13 protein-coding genes and 1 tRNA gene are annotated in these 14,250 nt (G+C 62.2%); 9 read left to right on the forward strand and 5 right to left on the reverse strand.

Annotated features, from left to right (window positions below; genetic code table 11):
- Positions 1 to 93: 93 nt before the first annotated feature.
- From ACQ3C8_RS06370 to pbpG, 4 genes are all read left to right on the forward strand, one after another.
- Positions 94 to 1,026 (forward strand): histone deacetylase family protein, encoded by a 933-nt coding sequence (locus ACQ3C8_RS06370; RefSeq protein ID WP_428852865.1) that lies wholly within the window; start codon positions 94 to 96, stop codon positions 1,024 to 1,026.
- The gene (locus tag ACQ3C8_RS06375; protein ID WP_428852866.1) at positions 1,023 to 1,952 is read left to right on the forward strand and encodes a DMT family transporter; all 930 of its coding nucleotides are present in this window, start codon (positions 1,023 to 1,025) and stop codon (positions 1,950 to 1,952) included. The genes ACQ3C8_RS06370 and ACQ3C8_RS06375 overlap by 4 nt, the downstream gene beginning before the upstream one ends.
- A gap of 77 nt (positions 1,953 to 2,029) precedes the next feature.
- Positions 2,030 to 2,743 (forward strand): nitroreductase, encoded by a 714-nt coding sequence (locus ACQ3C8_RS06380; protein ID WP_009522513.1) that lies wholly within the window; start codon positions 2,030 to 2,032, stop codon positions 2,741 to 2,743.
- A 256-nt stretch (positions 2,744 to 2,999) separates the two neighbouring features.
- A complete protein-coding gene (pbpG, locus tag ACQ3C8_RS06385; protein ID WP_428852867.1) occupies positions 3,000 to 4,181 on the forward strand; it encodes a D-alanyl-D-alanine endopeptidase in 1,182 nt (393 codons plus the stop codon).
- A gap of 86 nt (positions 4,182 to 4,267) precedes the next feature.
- On the opposite strand, the gene ACQ3C8_RS06390 is transcribed toward pbpG, so the two are convergent.
- Positions 4,268 to 5,056, reverse strand: a complete 789-nt coding sequence (locus ACQ3C8_RS06390; protein WP_037029879.1) for an IclR family transcriptional regulator — start codon at positions 5,054 to 5,056, stop codon at positions 4,268 to 4,270.
- Positions 5,057 to 5,316: 260 nt separating this feature from the next.
- On the opposite strand from ACQ3C8_RS06390, the gene ACQ3C8_RS06395 reads away from it, so the two are divergent.
- From ACQ3C8_RS06395 to ACQ3C8_RS06405, 3 genes are read left to right on the forward strand one after another with little or no spacing between them, the layout of a single operon-like run.
- Entirely contained in the window at positions 5,317 to 6,042 is a 726-nt protein-coding gene (locus ACQ3C8_RS06395; RefSeq protein ID WP_428852868.1) for a (Fe-S)-binding protein, read from the forward strand.
- Positions 6,043 to 6,053: 11 nt separating this feature from the next.
- Positions 6,054 to 7,472, forward strand: coding sequence for a LutB/LldF family L-lactate oxidation iron-sulfur protein (locus tag ACQ3C8_RS06400; RefSeq protein WP_428852869.1), 1,419 nt, complete (start codon positions 6,054 to 6,056; stop codon positions 7,470 to 7,472).
- Between the two features lie 3 nt (positions 7,473 to 7,475).
- Positions 7,476 to 7,784 carry a hypothetical protein gene (locus ACQ3C8_RS06405; RefSeq protein ID WP_428852870.1) on the forward strand — a complete coding sequence of 103 codons (309 nt, stop codon included), beginning with the start codon at positions 7,476 to 7,478 and terminating at the stop codon, positions 7,782 to 7,784.
- A gap of 34 nt (positions 7,785 to 7,818) precedes the next feature.
- On the opposite strand, the gene ACQ3C8_RS06410 is transcribed toward ACQ3C8_RS06405, so the two are convergent.
- The 4 genes from ACQ3C8_RS06410 to ACQ3C8_RS06425 are packed head-to-tail and all read right to left on the reverse strand — an operon-like array spanning position 7,819 to position 10,998.
- Complete coding sequence (locus ACQ3C8_RS06410) at positions 7,819 to 8,850, reverse strand: quinone-dependent dihydroorotate dehydrogenase (protein ID WP_428852871.1); 1,032 nt, start codon at positions 8,848 to 8,850, stop codon at positions 7,819 to 7,821.
- Positions 8,851 to 8,903: 53 nt separating this feature from the next.
- Positions 8,904 to 9,674 (reverse strand): arginyltransferase, encoded by a 771-nt coding sequence (locus ACQ3C8_RS06415; RefSeq protein ID WP_428852872.1) that lies wholly within the window; start codon positions 9,672 to 9,674, stop codon positions 8,904 to 8,906.
- Entirely contained in the window at positions 9,667 to 10,410 is a 744-nt protein-coding gene (gene aat / locus ACQ3C8_RS06420; protein ID WP_428852873.1) for a leucyl/phenylalanyl-tRNA--protein transferase, read from the reverse strand. The genes ACQ3C8_RS06415 and aat overlap by 8 nt, the downstream gene beginning before the upstream one ends.
- Before the next feature lie 3 nt (positions 10,411 to 10,413).
- Positions 10,414 to 10,998, reverse strand: a complete 585-nt coding sequence (locus tag ACQ3C8_RS06425; RefSeq protein WP_037030018.1) for an NUDIX hydrolase — start codon at positions 10,996 to 10,998, stop codon at positions 10,414 to 10,416.
- A 175-nt stretch (positions 10,999 to 11,173) separates the two neighbouring features.
- Here ACQ3C8_RS06425 and ACQ3C8_RS06430 point away from each other — a divergent pair.
- Together ACQ3C8_RS06430 and ACQ3C8_RS06435 are read left to right on the forward strand one after the other, a co-directional pair.
- Positions 11,174 to 11,249, forward strand: a tRNA-Met gene (locus ACQ3C8_RS06430).
- Positions 11,250 to 11,649: 400 nt separating this feature from the next.
- On the forward strand, positions 11,650 to 14,196 hold the full coding sequence (locus ACQ3C8_RS06435) for a cation-translocating P-type ATPase (protein WP_428852874.1): 2,547 nt from the start codon (positions 11,650 to 11,652) through the stop codon (positions 14,194 to 14,196).
- Positions 14,197 to 14,250: the final 54 nt, after the last annotated feature.

Raw genomic sequence — 14,250 nt, forward strand, 5'->3', positions numbered from 1 at the left:
GCTGGCGGGCGGTATGCGGTGCTACCATGCATCATGTGGTTTTCGCGGTATTTCTGTGACCACGCATTGTCTTCTGCAGTTCGCCCCATCCTGATGCACGCTTATTACGCTGACCACTTCGTCTTGCCCTTGCCCGAAGGACATCGTTTTCCGATGCAGAAATACCGGATGCTGCGCGATGCCGTGACAGCCTCCAGTGCCGGCATTACGCTGCGGGAGGCGCCGCGCGCCTCGGATGCCGATTTGCTGCTGGCCCATACGGACGAGTATGTGCAGAAGGTGTCGGCGGGTACCCTTGAGCCGGCGCGTCAGCGCGAAATCGGCTTTCCATGGTCTGAGGCCATGGTGGAGCGCTCAAGGCGTTCCGCCGGGGCGACGATTGCTGCGTGCCGCCAGGCCATGCGTGACGGCATTGCAGTCAATCTCGCTGGCGGTACGCATCACGCCTATGCGGACAAGGGCGGCGGATTCTGTGTGTTCAACGACTCGGCCATCGCTGTGCGGCGCCTGCAGCAAGACGCCGATGCCGAGGGTCGCCAACTGCGTGTCGCGGTGATCGATCTGGACGTACACCAGGGGAATGGCACGGCTTCGATCCTGCGGGATGATGCGACGGTATTCACGCTGTCGCTGCATGGCGAGCGCAATTACCCGTTCCGCAAGGAAGCGAGCGATCTCGATGTCGGCTTGCCCGATGGCTGTAGCGACGCGCAGTACCTTGATGCCTTGCAGGGCGCGCTCGATCTCATGCTGGGGCGTTTCGTGCCGGGACTCCTGATCTATCTCGCGGGGGCCGATCCCCATGAAGGCGATCGGCTGGGCCGGCTGTGTCTGACCATGGATGGCCTGGCCGAACGCGACCGGATGGTTTTCGATGTTGCGCGTACGCACGGCATTCCCATTGCGGTCACCATGGCCGGTGGCTATGGCAGTGAGATCGCGCACACTGTGGCCGTGCACGAGCAGACCGTGTTGCTGGCGGCGCGCATGCATGCCCGTCTTCACGCAGCGAGAACGGCTGCATGACGTGCCCAACGCTCTCGCCGGACGACACGGCGCAGCCGGATAACCTGTGGCTGCAGATGATGCCATGGGTATTCGTTGTGATCTGGAGTACCGGCTTCATTATCGCCAAGTATGCGATGCCGCATGCGGAGCCGATGACCTTCATGTTCGTGCGGTGTGCAGGCGTGGTGCTGTGCATGGCGCCGATCGCGCTGCTGACGCGGGTGCCGCTGCCCCATGCGCGCGGTCGCATCGACTGGCGCGCCATCGGCCATCTCTCGGTCGCCGGATTACTGTTGCAGACCGGCTATATCGGGGGGGTGTGGGCTGCCATCCGGCTCGGCATGCCGGTAGGCCTGTCGGCGCTGATCGTTGGCATGCAGCCGATTCTCACCGCGGTGTATGCATCGGCTACCGGTGAGCAGGTGTCGGCGCGCCAATGGAGCGGATTGCTGCTGGGCATCGTGGGTGTTGCGCTGGTTGTATCGAACAAGCTGGATGTGGCTGGCGTCACGCCCATCAGCCTGACCTTGTGCGTGATGGCGCTGCTATCGATCACGGTCGGCACGATTTATCAGAAGCGTTTTTGTCCGGTATTCGACCTGCGCATGGGATCGCTGATCCAGTTCGCTGCCGCAGGGTTGGTGTGCCTGCCATTGATGTTCCTGTTCGAAACCCGGGAGATCGAATGGGCGCCGGAACTGATCGGCGCCTTGCTGTGGGCCGTGCTGACCATGTCGATCGGCGCCATGTCGTTACTGTTCCTGCTAATTCGTCGCGGTGCCGCGACCAGTGTGTCGGCGCTGATGTATCTGACGCCACCCACGACGGCATTGATGGCGTGGGGCTTGTTTGGCGAGAGCTTCAGGCCAGCGGCCATGGCCGGCATGGTGCTGGCCGCGGCGGGGGTAGCGCTGGTCCTCCGCAAGCCTGCGCGACGCGCTTGATGCAGTGTCTGGCGCGTTTTCCATCACGTCTGTCGATGGTTGTATCGAGCGTACGACGAGCATTTCCGTGAGTTGCCATGAAACCTGAGAATTCTGCCCCAGATGCAGCCGCCATTGCCGCGGTTGATGCCGCCATCACCTCGCGGCGCTCGGTGCGCGCCTACCTGCCGGATGCCGTACCCCGGTCGACCATCGATGCAATTCTTGGTGTCGCCAGCCGGGCGCCGTCAGGGACCAATGCCCAGCCATGGCATGTCCACGTGCTCACCGGCGCTGCGCGGCAGCGGCTGTCCGAGGCCATTCTCGAGGCGTATCGCAATCCTGAGACGGCGCAGGGGCATTACGAGGAATATGCGTACTATCCCAAGGAGTGGTTCTCGCCGTATCTGGACCGACGCCGCAAGGTTGGCTGGGACCTGTACGGGCTACTGCGTATCCAGAAGGGCGACAAGGAAAAGATCAGCGCCCAGAACGCGCGGAACTACGCGTTCTTCGACGCCCCGGTGGGGCTGATCTTTACGATCGACCGGCGGTTGGGGCAGGGCAGTTGGCTGGACTATGGCATGTTCTTGCAGAACATCATGATCGCGGCGCGCGCCCGGGGGCTCGATACGTGCCCGCAGGCGGCGTTTACCCGCTTTCACCGTGTGATTTCAGCACAGCTGGCGTTGCCCGCCGAGCAGATGGTGGTGTGCGGGATGTCGCTGGGCTGGGCCGATCCGGCGGCCGTGGAGAATTCGCTGACAACGGAACGGGAAGCGGTAGCGCAATTCACCCGCTATATTGAATAAAACCGTTAATTGTTGCTGCTTTGCAACATAATTTTGAGGTCTCCCGTACGCGACCGAAGGAATTTTTCATCAAGTGAAAAATCAGGGTAAACCTGCTTTAAATAGATTCGGTAAGTCCTTCATCTTGATCAGAAATTTATTTTTGCATACACTAACGCCATCCCAGCCCCCGCGCGCGCCAGCCACCATGCTTTTCTTAGACTCCCGATTTCCCCGCTTTTCCGGCGCGCTCGCCTCGGTAGCGGCTGCTTGCCTTATGGCCCTTTCTGCCGCGTACGCTCCTGATGTGGCCGCTGCACCGGGCAAGAAGAGCGCGACCGAAACCAAGAGCGCTTCCAAGAAATCGAACGCCAAGCAAACCACGGTCAAGCGCAAGGAAACGGGCACGCGCAAGGGCGGCAAGGTGGTTGCGACACGTGCCGAGAGCAAGAAGGCTGCGGCGCGGGGCAGCCGTCAGGAAGCAACCAGAACCGTGGCCGTGCGCCGTGTGACGGTGGTGAACGGCAAGCGCCGTGTGGTGGTGACTCGCGTGCGCCAGGCCGAACCGATGCGTGCAGCATTTACACCTGCACCGGCCCGCCCGTCGCTCGGCGAGGCGCTGGGCCTGCGCGATACGCAGGATGCCCTGGACCTGCGCTCCAGTGTGGCGCTGGTGATGGACCAGAATACCAATGAAGTGCTGTTCCAGAAAAATCCGCTGGCAGTGTTGCCGATTGCCTCGATCACCAAGCTGATGACTGCGCTGGTGGTGATGGATGCGCGCCAGCCGATGGACGAGATCCTCGAGGTAAGCGAAGCTGACCGTGACCTGGAAAAGGGCACCAGCTCGCGCCTGCAATATGGCTTGCAGCTGCCGCGCCATGAATTCATGCTGCTGGCATTGATGTCATCTGAAAACCGTGCCGCATCCGTGCTGGGTCGCCATTACCCAGGCGGCCTGCCGGCGTTTGTGCAAGCCATGAATCGCAAGGCGCGCGAGCTTGGCATGACGGATTCGCGTTTCGTTGATTCCAGCGGCCTGTCGAGCAGCAATGTGTCCAGCGCGGCGGACCTGGCCAAGCTGGTGGTCGCGGCTCATCGTAACCCTGTAATCCGCAGCTACTCGACGCAGACGGAACACAGCATTACCGCGCTCAATGGCCGGACGCTGCACTATGTGAACACCAACCGTCTGGTGCGTGGCGGCGACTGGGATATCGGCCTGCAGAAGACCGGCTTTATCAGTGAAGCTGGCCGTTGCCTGGTAATGCAAGCCAAGGTGCAGGGCCGCGACGTGGTGATGGTGTTCCTTGATTCCGCTGGCAAGCTCTCGCGCTTTGCCGATGCGGTGCGCGTACGCGACTGGCTTGAGCATACTCCGGTGCCGCGTGGCCCGTACACGCGTTCGCCGAACGCGCCGCAGCAGGTGCTCAGCGGCATGGCACCGCGCGGGACTTGATGGAAGTCGATGCCTCGGTGGTATCGAGGGCGTAAAAAAGCACCTGGTCACAGGTGCTTTTTTATTGGTCCTGCCCCGATGAAATATCAGGTTTCTTCCAGGTAGCCCATGCCCCGCGAGATCTGCAGCGCGGTGTCCTTCAGATGCTCCAGCCAGCTGTCCTGCAAACGATCGGCTGGCGCGGACAAGGAGAGTCCGGCGACTAGGCGGCGCGAGTCATCGTAGATTCCGGCAGCAATGCAACGCACGCCGAGTTCGAGTTCTTCGTTGTCGCGCGCGTAGCCATTGGTCCGCACCCAGCTCAGTTCACGCTCCAGCTTGGCTGGATCCGTGATCGAGGTGCTGGTATGGCCTGAGAGCCCGGTTCGCGTCGCGTAGGCACGGACGCGGCCGATTTCATCGGCGGCGAGAAATAGCTTGCCAACCGAGGTCAGATGCAAAGGTGCGCGTCCACCGATGGCACGTACCACCTGCATGCCGGAACGTTCGCTGTAGGCCCGTTCGATATAGACGATCTCGTCGCCCTGGCGTACCGACAGGTTCACCGTTTGCCCGGTCAGGCGGTGCAGGGCGCGCATCGGGACCAGCGCCGCTTCACGTACCGACAGGCGAGCCTTCACCAGGTTGCCGAGCTCCAGCAGGCGCATGCCAAGCCGGTAGCTGCCCGGATCGGAACGGTCGACAAAACGGCAGGCGACCATGTCGTTCAGGATACGGTGCGCAGTGGAAGGGTGGAGGCCGGTCGCGAGAGACAATTCCTTGAGGCTGACCGGATCCGCATGCAGGGCCAGCGCATCGAGCAGCATGACCATGCGTTCGATGACTTGAATGGATGTTTTGCCTGGTTCTTTGTCGACCTTGTCGGCATCAGTCATTGCAGCGGGATCTTGAGATGTGTGGAACGGCTCCATTCTATCTCACATTGTGAAAATTTCAAGTGGTGAAATGCCGTGCGGCATGCTGCGCTTGCGCCATCATGTGTGGTTGCTGCTTCACATGCCTGGCAGACAATACGCAATGCAGGAACGTCTAGGATACGCCGATTTTGCTGCATTGCGATATCAATGTCCGATTTGCCTGCGCATCCCGCCCCACGCCATAATGCGGGGACGCAACTATCAACAGGGGTGCTGCTATGCGCGTCGGACTGTTCGTGACCTGCCTGATCGACCTGATGCGCCCCGATATCGGTTTCTCCGTGGTCAAGCTATTGGAGCATGCCGGTTGTGACGTGATGGTGCCGCAGGCCCAGACGTGCTGCGGGCAGCCTGGATACAACTCCGGAGATCGCGCGGCGGCACGCGATCTTGCGGAGAAAATGCTGCGCGAGTTCGAGCAGTTCGACTATGTCGTCGTACCATCCGGATCCTGTGGCGGCATGATCCGCCATCATTACGGCGACCTGTTCCGTGACGACCCTGAACTCCAGGGGCGCTACGCACGCCTGCAGCCGAAGGTGTATGAGCTGACCGATTTCCTGGTCAACGTCGTGCAGCTGAAGGACCTGCCGTCACAATTTGCCGGCCACATTACCTACCATGATTCCTGCTCCGGGCTGCGCGAGCTGGGCGTCAAATCGCAGCCACGCGCCTTGCTGGCGCAGTTGCCAGGCGTCACCGTGACCGAGATGCCTGATTGCGAGGCCTGTTGCGGGTTCGGCGGTACGTTTTCACTGAAGTACGGCGATATCTCTACTGCCATCGTCGACGAGAAATGCGCCAGCATCGCCGGCAGCGGCGCGGACGCCGTGGTGCTCGGCGATGTCGGTTGCATGCTCAATATTGAAGGGCGACTACGCCGTACCGGCAACGAACACACACGTGTGCTGCATGTGGCGCAGGTGCTGGCTGGCGACGCCTGAGGGAGAAGATCATGCAGGTCCAATCCATGAACTTCAAGGCGCGTGCTGGCGAGAAGCTTGCCGATCAGCGTCTGCAGAATAATCTCAAGAAGCTCTCAACCAAGTTCGTAAGCGCACGCGCCACGGCGATTCGGGAGATCGACTTCGAAGCGACGCGTGCAGCGTTGAAGGAGCGGCGCAACCGCGCGCTGGAAAACCTGGATGTGTGGCTCGAGCAGTTCGAGGCCCAGGCCGCGCAGCGTGGCACCACGGTGCTGTACGCCGAAACTACGGCCGATGCGGCGCGGCTGGTGGCCGAGATCGCGCAGCGCCACGGTGTACGCAAAGTCATCAAGAGCAAGTCGATGGTGACGGAGGAAATGCGCCTCAACCAGGTGCTGGCGGAGATGGGCGTGCAGAGTGTCGAGACCGATCTTGGCGAGTACATCCTGCAGATCAATGACAACGAGCCGCCTTCACACATCATTGCCCCCGTGGTACACAAGGACAAGGACGAAATCGCCGATCTGTTCGCGCGCGTACATCGCAAGCCGCGGCTGACCGACATCTCGGAAATGACCCGGGAAGCGCGCGACACGCTGCGTCCGGAATTTCTGAGCGCGGACATGGGCGTCACGGGCGGCAATTTCGTGATTGCCGAAACCGGCTCGGTGGCCATCGTGACGAACGAAGGCAATGAAGGCATGTGTACCGTCATGCCACGTGTGCACGTCGCCGTGACGGGCATCGAAAAAGTCCTGCCGACGCTCGAGGACCTGGCCACGGTGATCCGGCTGCTGCCCCGTTCGGCGACGGGGCAGTCGATCTCGAACTACCTGTCGTTGCTGACGGGGCCGCGTGCACCGGATGAGCGTGACGGCCCGGAGCACATGTATATCGTACTGGTAGATGGGGGACGTTCCGGATTGCTGGGCGGCGAGTTCCAAGAGATGCTGCGCTGTATCCGCTGCGGCGCGTGCATGAACCACTGCCCGGTGTACCAGAAAATCGGCGGCCACGCCTATGGCTGGGTCTATCCCGGTCCGATGGGCAGCGTGCTCACGCCGAGCTACACCGGGATCGAGAACGCGCTCGATCTGCCGCAGGCTGCGACCTTGTGCGGCGAGTGCAACCGGGTGTGTCCGGCTTCGATTCCCTTGTCAGACCTGTTACGCAAGCTACGCGAAAAACAGATGGAGCGCGGCCTGCGTCCCTGGCAGGAACGGCTCGGCCTGAAACTTTGGGCCTATATGGCATTGCGGCCCAGCCTGTATGCCTTGGCGACACGCCTCGCAGCCTGGACACTGAAGCGCATGGGCGGCGACCAGGGGCGTATTGCCCGTATGCCGTTGGGTAAAGGGTGGAGCGCGACGCGCGACATGCCGGCGCCCAAGGGCGGCACATTCCGCGAACAGTACCGAGAATATCGTCGAAGCAACCAGGAGAGGTAAGCGATGCAATCTTCCCCCATGCCGGCCATCACGCCTGAACAGCGTGTGCTCGACAACCTGCGCGATACTTTGCAGGCCTATGTCGCGGGAGATGTGGCTGCTACGGCCGTGGTCACGGTGTTTCGTGGGCAGGCGCCTGCGCTGGCCCTGCCGGAGGCGTTCCAGCGCGTGCTCGACGAGCTGCTGCGCCGACTGGAGATGGCTGACGTCTTTTCGCAGGACAGCTGCTCCTTCAGCAGCACCGGTATTCAGGAGCAGCTTGGCGTGTGGCTGGACAAGGCGGAGGCGCGTGTCAGCGGGCGTACTGCGTGAGCATGTCTTGCGGTGTGGCGGGACGGATGAACGCTCAGGCGAGCGCCTGCGCCGCTTCCCGCACGAGCGCCGGGCCGCGATAGATCAGGCCCGTGTATAGCTGAACCAGTTGGGCGCCAGCATCGATCTTGGCGCGTGCATCCGCGCCGTGCATGATGCCGCCTACGCCGATGATCGGGAAATCATCGCCGACGATGGCACGCAATGCCTGGATGACGCGCTGCGAAGCGGTACGGACGGGTGCGCCCGACAGTCCGCCGGCTTCTTCGGCATGACGCATGCCCTGGACCGCCTCGCGCGACAGTGTGGTATTGGTGGCAATCACGCCATCGATGCCAAGACGCAGTAGCGCGTCGCCGATATTGCGGATCTGGTCGTCATCGAGATCCGGGGCGATTTTCAAGACCATTGGCACATAGCGCTTGTGCTGCTCCGCCAACCGCTGCTGCGCCGTGCGCAAGGTCGAGAGCAGGCCGTCCAGTTCGCTGGCGCCCTGCAGTTGGCGCAGGTTCTTGGTATTCGGCGACGAGATGTTGACGGTCACATAGCTCGCGTGCGGATACACCCTTTCCAGGCAGTACAGGTAATCATCCACGGCGCGCTCGATGGGCGTATCGGCATTTTTGCCGATATTCAGGCCCAGCACGCCGCCGGCGGCCCGCCATGACGATGCCTGCACATTCGCCAGAAAGGCATCCACGCCGCCATTGTTGAAGCCCATGCGGTTGATCAGCGCTTCGCTCTGCGGCAGGCGGAACATGCGCGGGCGGGGGTTGCCTGGCTGGGCGCGTGGCGTGACGGTACCGACTTCAATAAAACCGAAACCCAGCGCCGCCAGCGCATCGATATATGCGCCGTCCTTGTCGAGCCCTGCGGCCAGCCCCACGGGATTGGGAAAGCGGATGCCCATGAGCGTGCGCGGATTGTCGGCGATACGGTTGCCGATCAGTCCGGACAACCCACAGGCATGCATCTGCTTGAGGCTGCGCAGCGTGAAATGGTGGGCATCTTCCGCATCCATCGCAAACAGGGCGGGGCGGGCGAGGGGATACAGCGCGTTCAGCACGATGGGCTCGGGGTCGGATCGGTCAAGCCGGCATTGTAGCCGAGCGCGCTCCGTCAGCGGTCGCGGGATGCTTCGGGAAAGGCGCTTTCGAACGGCTGCCAGCGATGGTCGACCAGGACTTCGAGCGGACGGAAGTTGGCCTTGTAGGCCATCTTGCGGCTATTGCGGATCCAGTAGCCGAGATACAGGTACGGCAGGCTCAGTTCACGCGCCTGGGCCAGTTGCCAGAGGATGTTGTAGGTGCCGTAGCTCGAGTGCGGCACATCCGGATCGTAGAAGGTGTAGACCGAGGACAGGCCGTCGTCCAGCACGTCGATCATGCTCACCATGCGCAGCTTGCCGGGCTCAGCGGCGTCGGCGGGTTCGCGGAATTCCACCAGGCGCGAGTTGACACGGCTTTGCAGCAGGAACTGCTCGTACTGTTCGCGGCTGTCCGCATCCATGCCGCCGCCTGCGTGGCGCCGGGACTGGTAGCGCAGGTACAGCGCGTAATGTTCTTCCACATAGGTGAGCGGCGCCACCAGGGCGGTCAGGCCGCCATGCTGCCGCCAGCTGCGCTTCTGCGCCCGGTTCGGCGCGAAGGCCTGCGTAACCAGGCGGCACGGCGTACAGGCGCGACAGTCGTCGCAATAGGGGCGGTACGTGAAGATGCCGCTGCGGCGAAAGCCTGCGCGGACCAGCTGCGAATAGACGTCGGCGTTGATCAGATGGGCAGGCGTGGCAACCTGTGAACGGGCCAGGCGGTTATCGAGATAACTGCATGCGTAAGGGGCTGTCGCATAGAACTGCAATGCGGAAAGCGGAAGTTCCTTAAGCTTACTCATGGTAACGGCGGGTCCAGTGAGAAAGCACCGATTTGTCGAATTGCCATGGCACGATGCCGGGCAAGGCCGTGGCGCGTCGAACATGATCGATGAACTCGGCGCGCGCGATGGGCGACGCGCCGAGCGATGCCAAATGCTCGGTCTCTTGCTGGCAGTCTATCATCGCTACACCGTGTTTGCTGAGAAACGCACACAGGGCGGCGAGAGCGATTTTCGAGGCATCCGTACGATGCGCGAACATCGATTCGCCATAGAACATGCGGCCCAGGGCAACACCGTAGAGGCCGCCCACGCGCTCGCCCTGGTACCAGGCCTCCACCGTGTGAGCCATGCCCTGGAGGTAGAGGGCGCTGTAGGCCGTGCGGATCTCGTCGGTAATCCAGGTGCCGTGCTGGCCTGGCCGGTATGCACTGGCACAGGCCCGCATCACGGCGTGGAAATCGGTATCAACGCGGATCGCCCAGTCAGGATCGGTTTCGACGCGGCGCAATGTTTTGCGGAAGGTGCGGGAAACCTTGAACGCCTCCGGCTTCAGCACCATGCGCGGGTCGGTGCTCCACCACAGGACCGGCTGGCCGCTCGAATACCAGGGGAAAATGCCCTGGCGGTAGGCGCTCAGCAGGCGTTCCGGCGAGAGATCACGGCTGGCTGCCAGCAGGCCGGGCGCATCGGTCCCGGCACCGAGTGCCTGTTCCACGTCCGGAAACGGATCGTGCGGATCGAGCCAGGCAATCATGTGTCAGGACAGTGAGTGGCCGTCGGGTCCCAGCGGTTGCAAGGGCTTTTCGATGTCCATCGTGTGCAGGCGGAAGCTACCGTCGCGCACGCGCCCGGCATCGCGGTCTTCGAAGAAAAAGCGCAGGGTATGGATGACGGTCGGGAAGGCCAGTTGGCTCCAGGGAATCTCCTCCTCGTCGAACAGCCGGACTTCGAGGCTTTCCTCACCGGCTGCGATGTCGAGGTCATTGAGCTGCGCCAGATAGAACAGATGCACCTGATGCACGTGCGGCACATTCATGATCGAGAACAGCTCCCCGACGGTGACGCGTGCGCCGGCTTCTTCCAAAGTTTCACGTGCGCCGGCCTCCGCCGTAGTCTCGCCGATTTCCATGAAACCCGCGGGAAGGGTCCAGTAGCCGTAGCGAGGCTCGATCGCGCGGCGGCACAGCAGGATCTTGTCCTGCCACACGGGCACGGTGCCGACGACGTTACGCGGATTCACATAGTGAATCGTGTGACAGTTGTCGCAGACATGGCGTGGGCGCGTGTCGCCTTCCGGTATGCGGAGAGCGACCGCGTGGCCGCAATTCGAACAGAATTTCATGAGCGCATCCGACGTGGAATCCACGCAGTGTATCATCCGCGCCACCTGTTGGAGCCCGCCCGCGCTTCCATGAAATGCTGCGCCGCCGGCCGCTGAGTGCGGCAGCATATATCACTTCGTGATGAAAGCTGTTGCATTGCCGCAAAGATTGCGTTATAGTTACAGCTTCAACGGACGCGGGGTGGAGCAGTTGGCAGCTCGTCGGGCTCATAACCCGAAGGTCGTAGGTTCAAGTCCTACCCCCGCAACCAGATTCAAAGACATGCCGCTGGCGAAAACTCAGGTTTCGCAGCGGCATTGTTGTTTGTAGTGGCGCATTCTTTTGCAATGCCGTCGCTGGTTGCCCGGACCTGCGTGGCCGATGCGTCCCATGCCGCAGCGTCAACTGATTCTTTTTTCTGCGGCCCAGCGCGTGAAGCGCATACCACCGGGCTCGCCAGATCTGGCCCACACGATGACTGGTAGTGTGCCCCGTCGCATCATATAAGACGGGTTACGCCCTGCTACGTCTAGCTCTCAATCCGACATTGATCTGTCTCGACCCGGAAAACCGTCAGGGCAGAGAGCGTCCATGCGGCGCGCTTTCGTGCACTCTGGTTTGGGCGCGGTTCTGCTCATACACTGTGGTGGATGGCATGAAAGGAGCAACCCATGCTCGATGTGACGCCCGTCCAGGGGCTGGAGGATGCGGAGGCGCGCAGGAGACTGGCCGCCGACGGTCCCAATGAGCTGCCGCGCTCGGGCCACAGGTCGCTTGTCCGGATCGTGCTGGATGTGTTGCGCGAGCCGATGCTGGCGTTGCTCCTGGCCGGAGGTGGAATCTACCTGTTGCTTGGGGATGTGCGGGAGGCAGTGATTCTTCTTCTCTTCGCTGGCATGTCGGTGCTCATCACGGTGATCCAGGAAGCCCGCACCGAGCGGGTCATGGAAGCGCTGCACGACCTGTCCAGCCCCCGGGCTCTGGTCATCCGCAATGGGCAGCGCCAACGGATTGCCGGCAGAGAGGTGGTGCGTGGCGATATCGTCGTGCTTGTCGAGGGCGACAGGGTGCCGGCCGATGCACGTCTCCTCCAGGTCCGCGATCTGCGCGTCGACGAATCTCTGCTGACGGGAGAATCGGTGCCAGTCCGCAAGGCTGTGATCGGGGCCGCGGCCCGGGCTGATCTGCGCCCCGGGGGAGAGGACGCGCCGTATGTGTATGCCAGTTCTCTGGTGGTCGGCGGCAGCGGGCTCGGCGAGGTCACGGCAACGGGGGCGCAAACCGAGATCGGAAAGATCGGCCAGGTGCTCGATGCGCTAGACGCGCAACCTCCGCGACTCCGCGCAGAAACGCGGAAACTGGTGAAGGTGGCTGCCCTGGCGGGTGGCGCCATCAGCGTGCTGGCGGTTGTGCTCAATGGCCTCTCGCGCGGAGACTGGCTCAATGCCGGGTTGGCCGGCATTGCGATAGGCATGTCGTTACTGCCGGAAGAGTTTCCTGTCGTCCTTGCCGTCTTCATGGCCATGGGGGCCTGGCGGATTTCTCACGCCCGCGTCCTGACGCGCCGCGCCACGGCGATCGAGGCCCTGGGTTCCGCGACCGTCCTCTGTACCGACAAGACGGGCACTCTGACGGAAAACCGGATGACAATCGCGGCGTTGTACATTCCGAACGGCGACGTACTGCCGTTGGAGCAACAGACGCCGCATGCGTTGCCACAGGCGGGCCGCGACCTCGTCTTGTGCGGTCTTCTCGCTAGCGATCCCGAGCCGGTCGATCCCATGGAAAAAGCTTTCCACGCATGCGCTTCCGCATGGCTGGGAGACGAGATGGCACAAGCCTCCCATCGTTGGGCGTGCCTTCGCACCTATGGTTTGCAGCCCGATCTGCTTGCCGTTACCCAGGTATGGCATCCCGATGGCCGCGACTCAGCCTGTGTGGTGACGACCAAAGGGGCGCCGGAGGCGGTCGTGCAGCTGTGTGGTCTGGAGGGCGATCGCAGAATGGCGGTCGAGGCAGCGGTGGGCGTCTTGGCCGCGAAAGGCCTGCGCGTGCTCGGCGTGGCGGAAGCCCGCTGCGAAACAGCGCATCTGCCGGCCACGCCCAGAGGGTTCGAATTCACGTTCCGTGGTCTTGTCGGGTTGGTGGACCCCTTGCGCGCGAGCGTCCCCCAAGCCATCCAGGAATGCCGCTCAGCCGGCATTCGTGTCGTCATGGTGACCGGCGATTATCCCGTCACCGCACGGGCGATTGCATCCCAAGCCGGGCTCGATGCCTCGATGGTCCTGACTGGCAAGGATCTGGACCTGCTCGATGATGCTGCATTGACCGCTGCGCTGCGCGACACCAGCGTCTTCGCCAGAATCCTGCCCGAACAGAAGTTGCGCATTGTCCAGGCGCTCCAAACTGATGGCGAAGTCGTCGCCATGACCGGGGACGGCGTCAATGACGCGCCATCCCTCAAGGCCGCGCATATCGGCATCTCCATGGGGGGGCGTGGAACTGACGTGGCGCGTGAGGCATCGTCCATTGTGCTGCTGGACGACGACTTCGGCTCGATCGTCAAGGCCGTCCGGCTTGGCCGGCGTATCTACGACAACCTTCGCAAGGCAACGGGGTTCATCTTTGCGGTGCACGTGCCTATCGCCGGACTTGCCTTGCTGCCATTGATTACCGGCCTGCCGATCGTTCTGGGTCCCATTCATATCGCCTTTCTGGAGATGATCATCGATCCGGTATGTTCCCTGGCCTTCGAGGCCGAGGTCGAAGAAGACAATGTCATGGAGCGTCCGCCGCGTTCGCCGGCGCAACCACTGTTCTCGCGAGTCCTGATCGGCTTGAGCCTGCTTCAGGGACTCGGAGCTTTTGCCGTGGTTGGCACAGTATTCGTTCTGGCTGCCAGAAGCGGCATGGCCGAGGATGAGGTGAGGGCGCTAGCGTTCTTTACGCTTGTCTCGGTGATCGGCGCGCTGATTTTGGTCAACCGCTCGTTCAGTGCCTCCCTGATGAAGGCGCTACGGCGACCGAATCCCGCGCTGCGGTGGATATTTCTGGCCATTAGCGGAATGCTGGCGATGGGCCTGCTTACGCCATCCTTCAGCGAGTTATTCCGATTTGGACCGCTGCATGTCAACGATATCGCTCTCGTACTTGGCGTGGGCGGTTTTTTCTGGCTGCTACTCGAGCTGGGTAAGCACGTGTGGTATCGCTGTAAGTGATTGCCTTGATTTCCTGAGGCGATTATGGGGATGCCAATGAGTATGTTGGGTGTG

Origin of the sequence: Imbroritus primus, from assembly GCF_964332355.1 — a bacterium.
Lineage (GTDB): Bacteria > Pseudomonadota > Gammaproteobacteria > Burkholderiales > Burkholderiaceae > Imbroritus > Imbroritus primus.

What these genes read in the sequence shown, in the direction of transcription:
- ACQ3C8_RS06370 (WP_428852865.1), top strand. Translation starts at nt 94, where the DNA reads ATGCACGCTTATTACGCTGACCACTTCGTCTTGCCCTTGCCCGAAGGA.
- ACQ3C8_RS06375 (WP_428852866.1), top strand. Translation starts at nt 1,023, where the DNA reads ATGACGTGCCCAACGCTCTCGCCGGACGACACGGCGCAGCCGGATAAC.
- ACQ3C8_RS06380 (WP_009522513.1), top strand. Translation starts at nt 2,030, where the DNA reads ATGAAACCTGAGAATTCTGCCCCAGATGCAGCCGCCATTGCCGCGGTT.
- pbpG (WP_428852867.1), top strand. Translation starts at nt 3,000, where the DNA reads ATGGCCCTTTCTGCCGCGTACGCTCCTGATGTGGCCGCTGCACCGGGC.
- ACQ3C8_RS06390 (WP_037029879.1), bottom strand. Translation starts at nt 5,056, where the DNA reads ATGACTGATGCCGACAAGGTCGACAAAGAACCAGGCAAAACATCCATT.
- ACQ3C8_RS06395 (WP_428852868.1), top strand. Translation starts at nt 5,317, where the DNA reads ATGCGCGTCGGACTGTTCGTGACCTGCCTGATCGACCTGATGCGCCCC.
- ACQ3C8_RS06400 (WP_428852869.1), top strand. Translation starts at nt 6,054, where the DNA reads ATGCAGGTCCAATCCATGAACTTCAAGGCGCGTGCTGGCGAGAAGCTT.
- ACQ3C8_RS06405 (WP_428852870.1), top strand. Translation starts at nt 7,476, where the DNA reads ATGCAATCTTCCCCCATGCCGGCCATCACGCCTGAACAGCGTGTGCTC.
- ACQ3C8_RS06415 (WP_428852872.1), bottom strand. Translation starts at nt 9,674, where the DNA reads ATGAGTAAGCTTAAGGAACTTCCGCTTTCCGCATTGCAGTTCTATGCG.
- aat (WP_428852873.1), bottom strand. Translation starts at nt 10,410, where the DNA reads ATGATTGCCTGGCTCGATCCGCACGATCCGTTTCCGGACGTGGAACAG.
- ACQ3C8_RS06425 (WP_037030018.1), bottom strand. Translation starts at nt 10,998, where the DNA reads ATGAAATTCTGTTCGAATTGCGGCCACGCGGTCGCTCTCCGCATACCG.
- ACQ3C8_RS06435 (WP_428852874.1), top strand. Translation starts at nt 11,650, where the DNA reads ATGCTCGATGTGACGCCCGTCCAGGGGCTGGAGGATGCGGAGGCGCGC.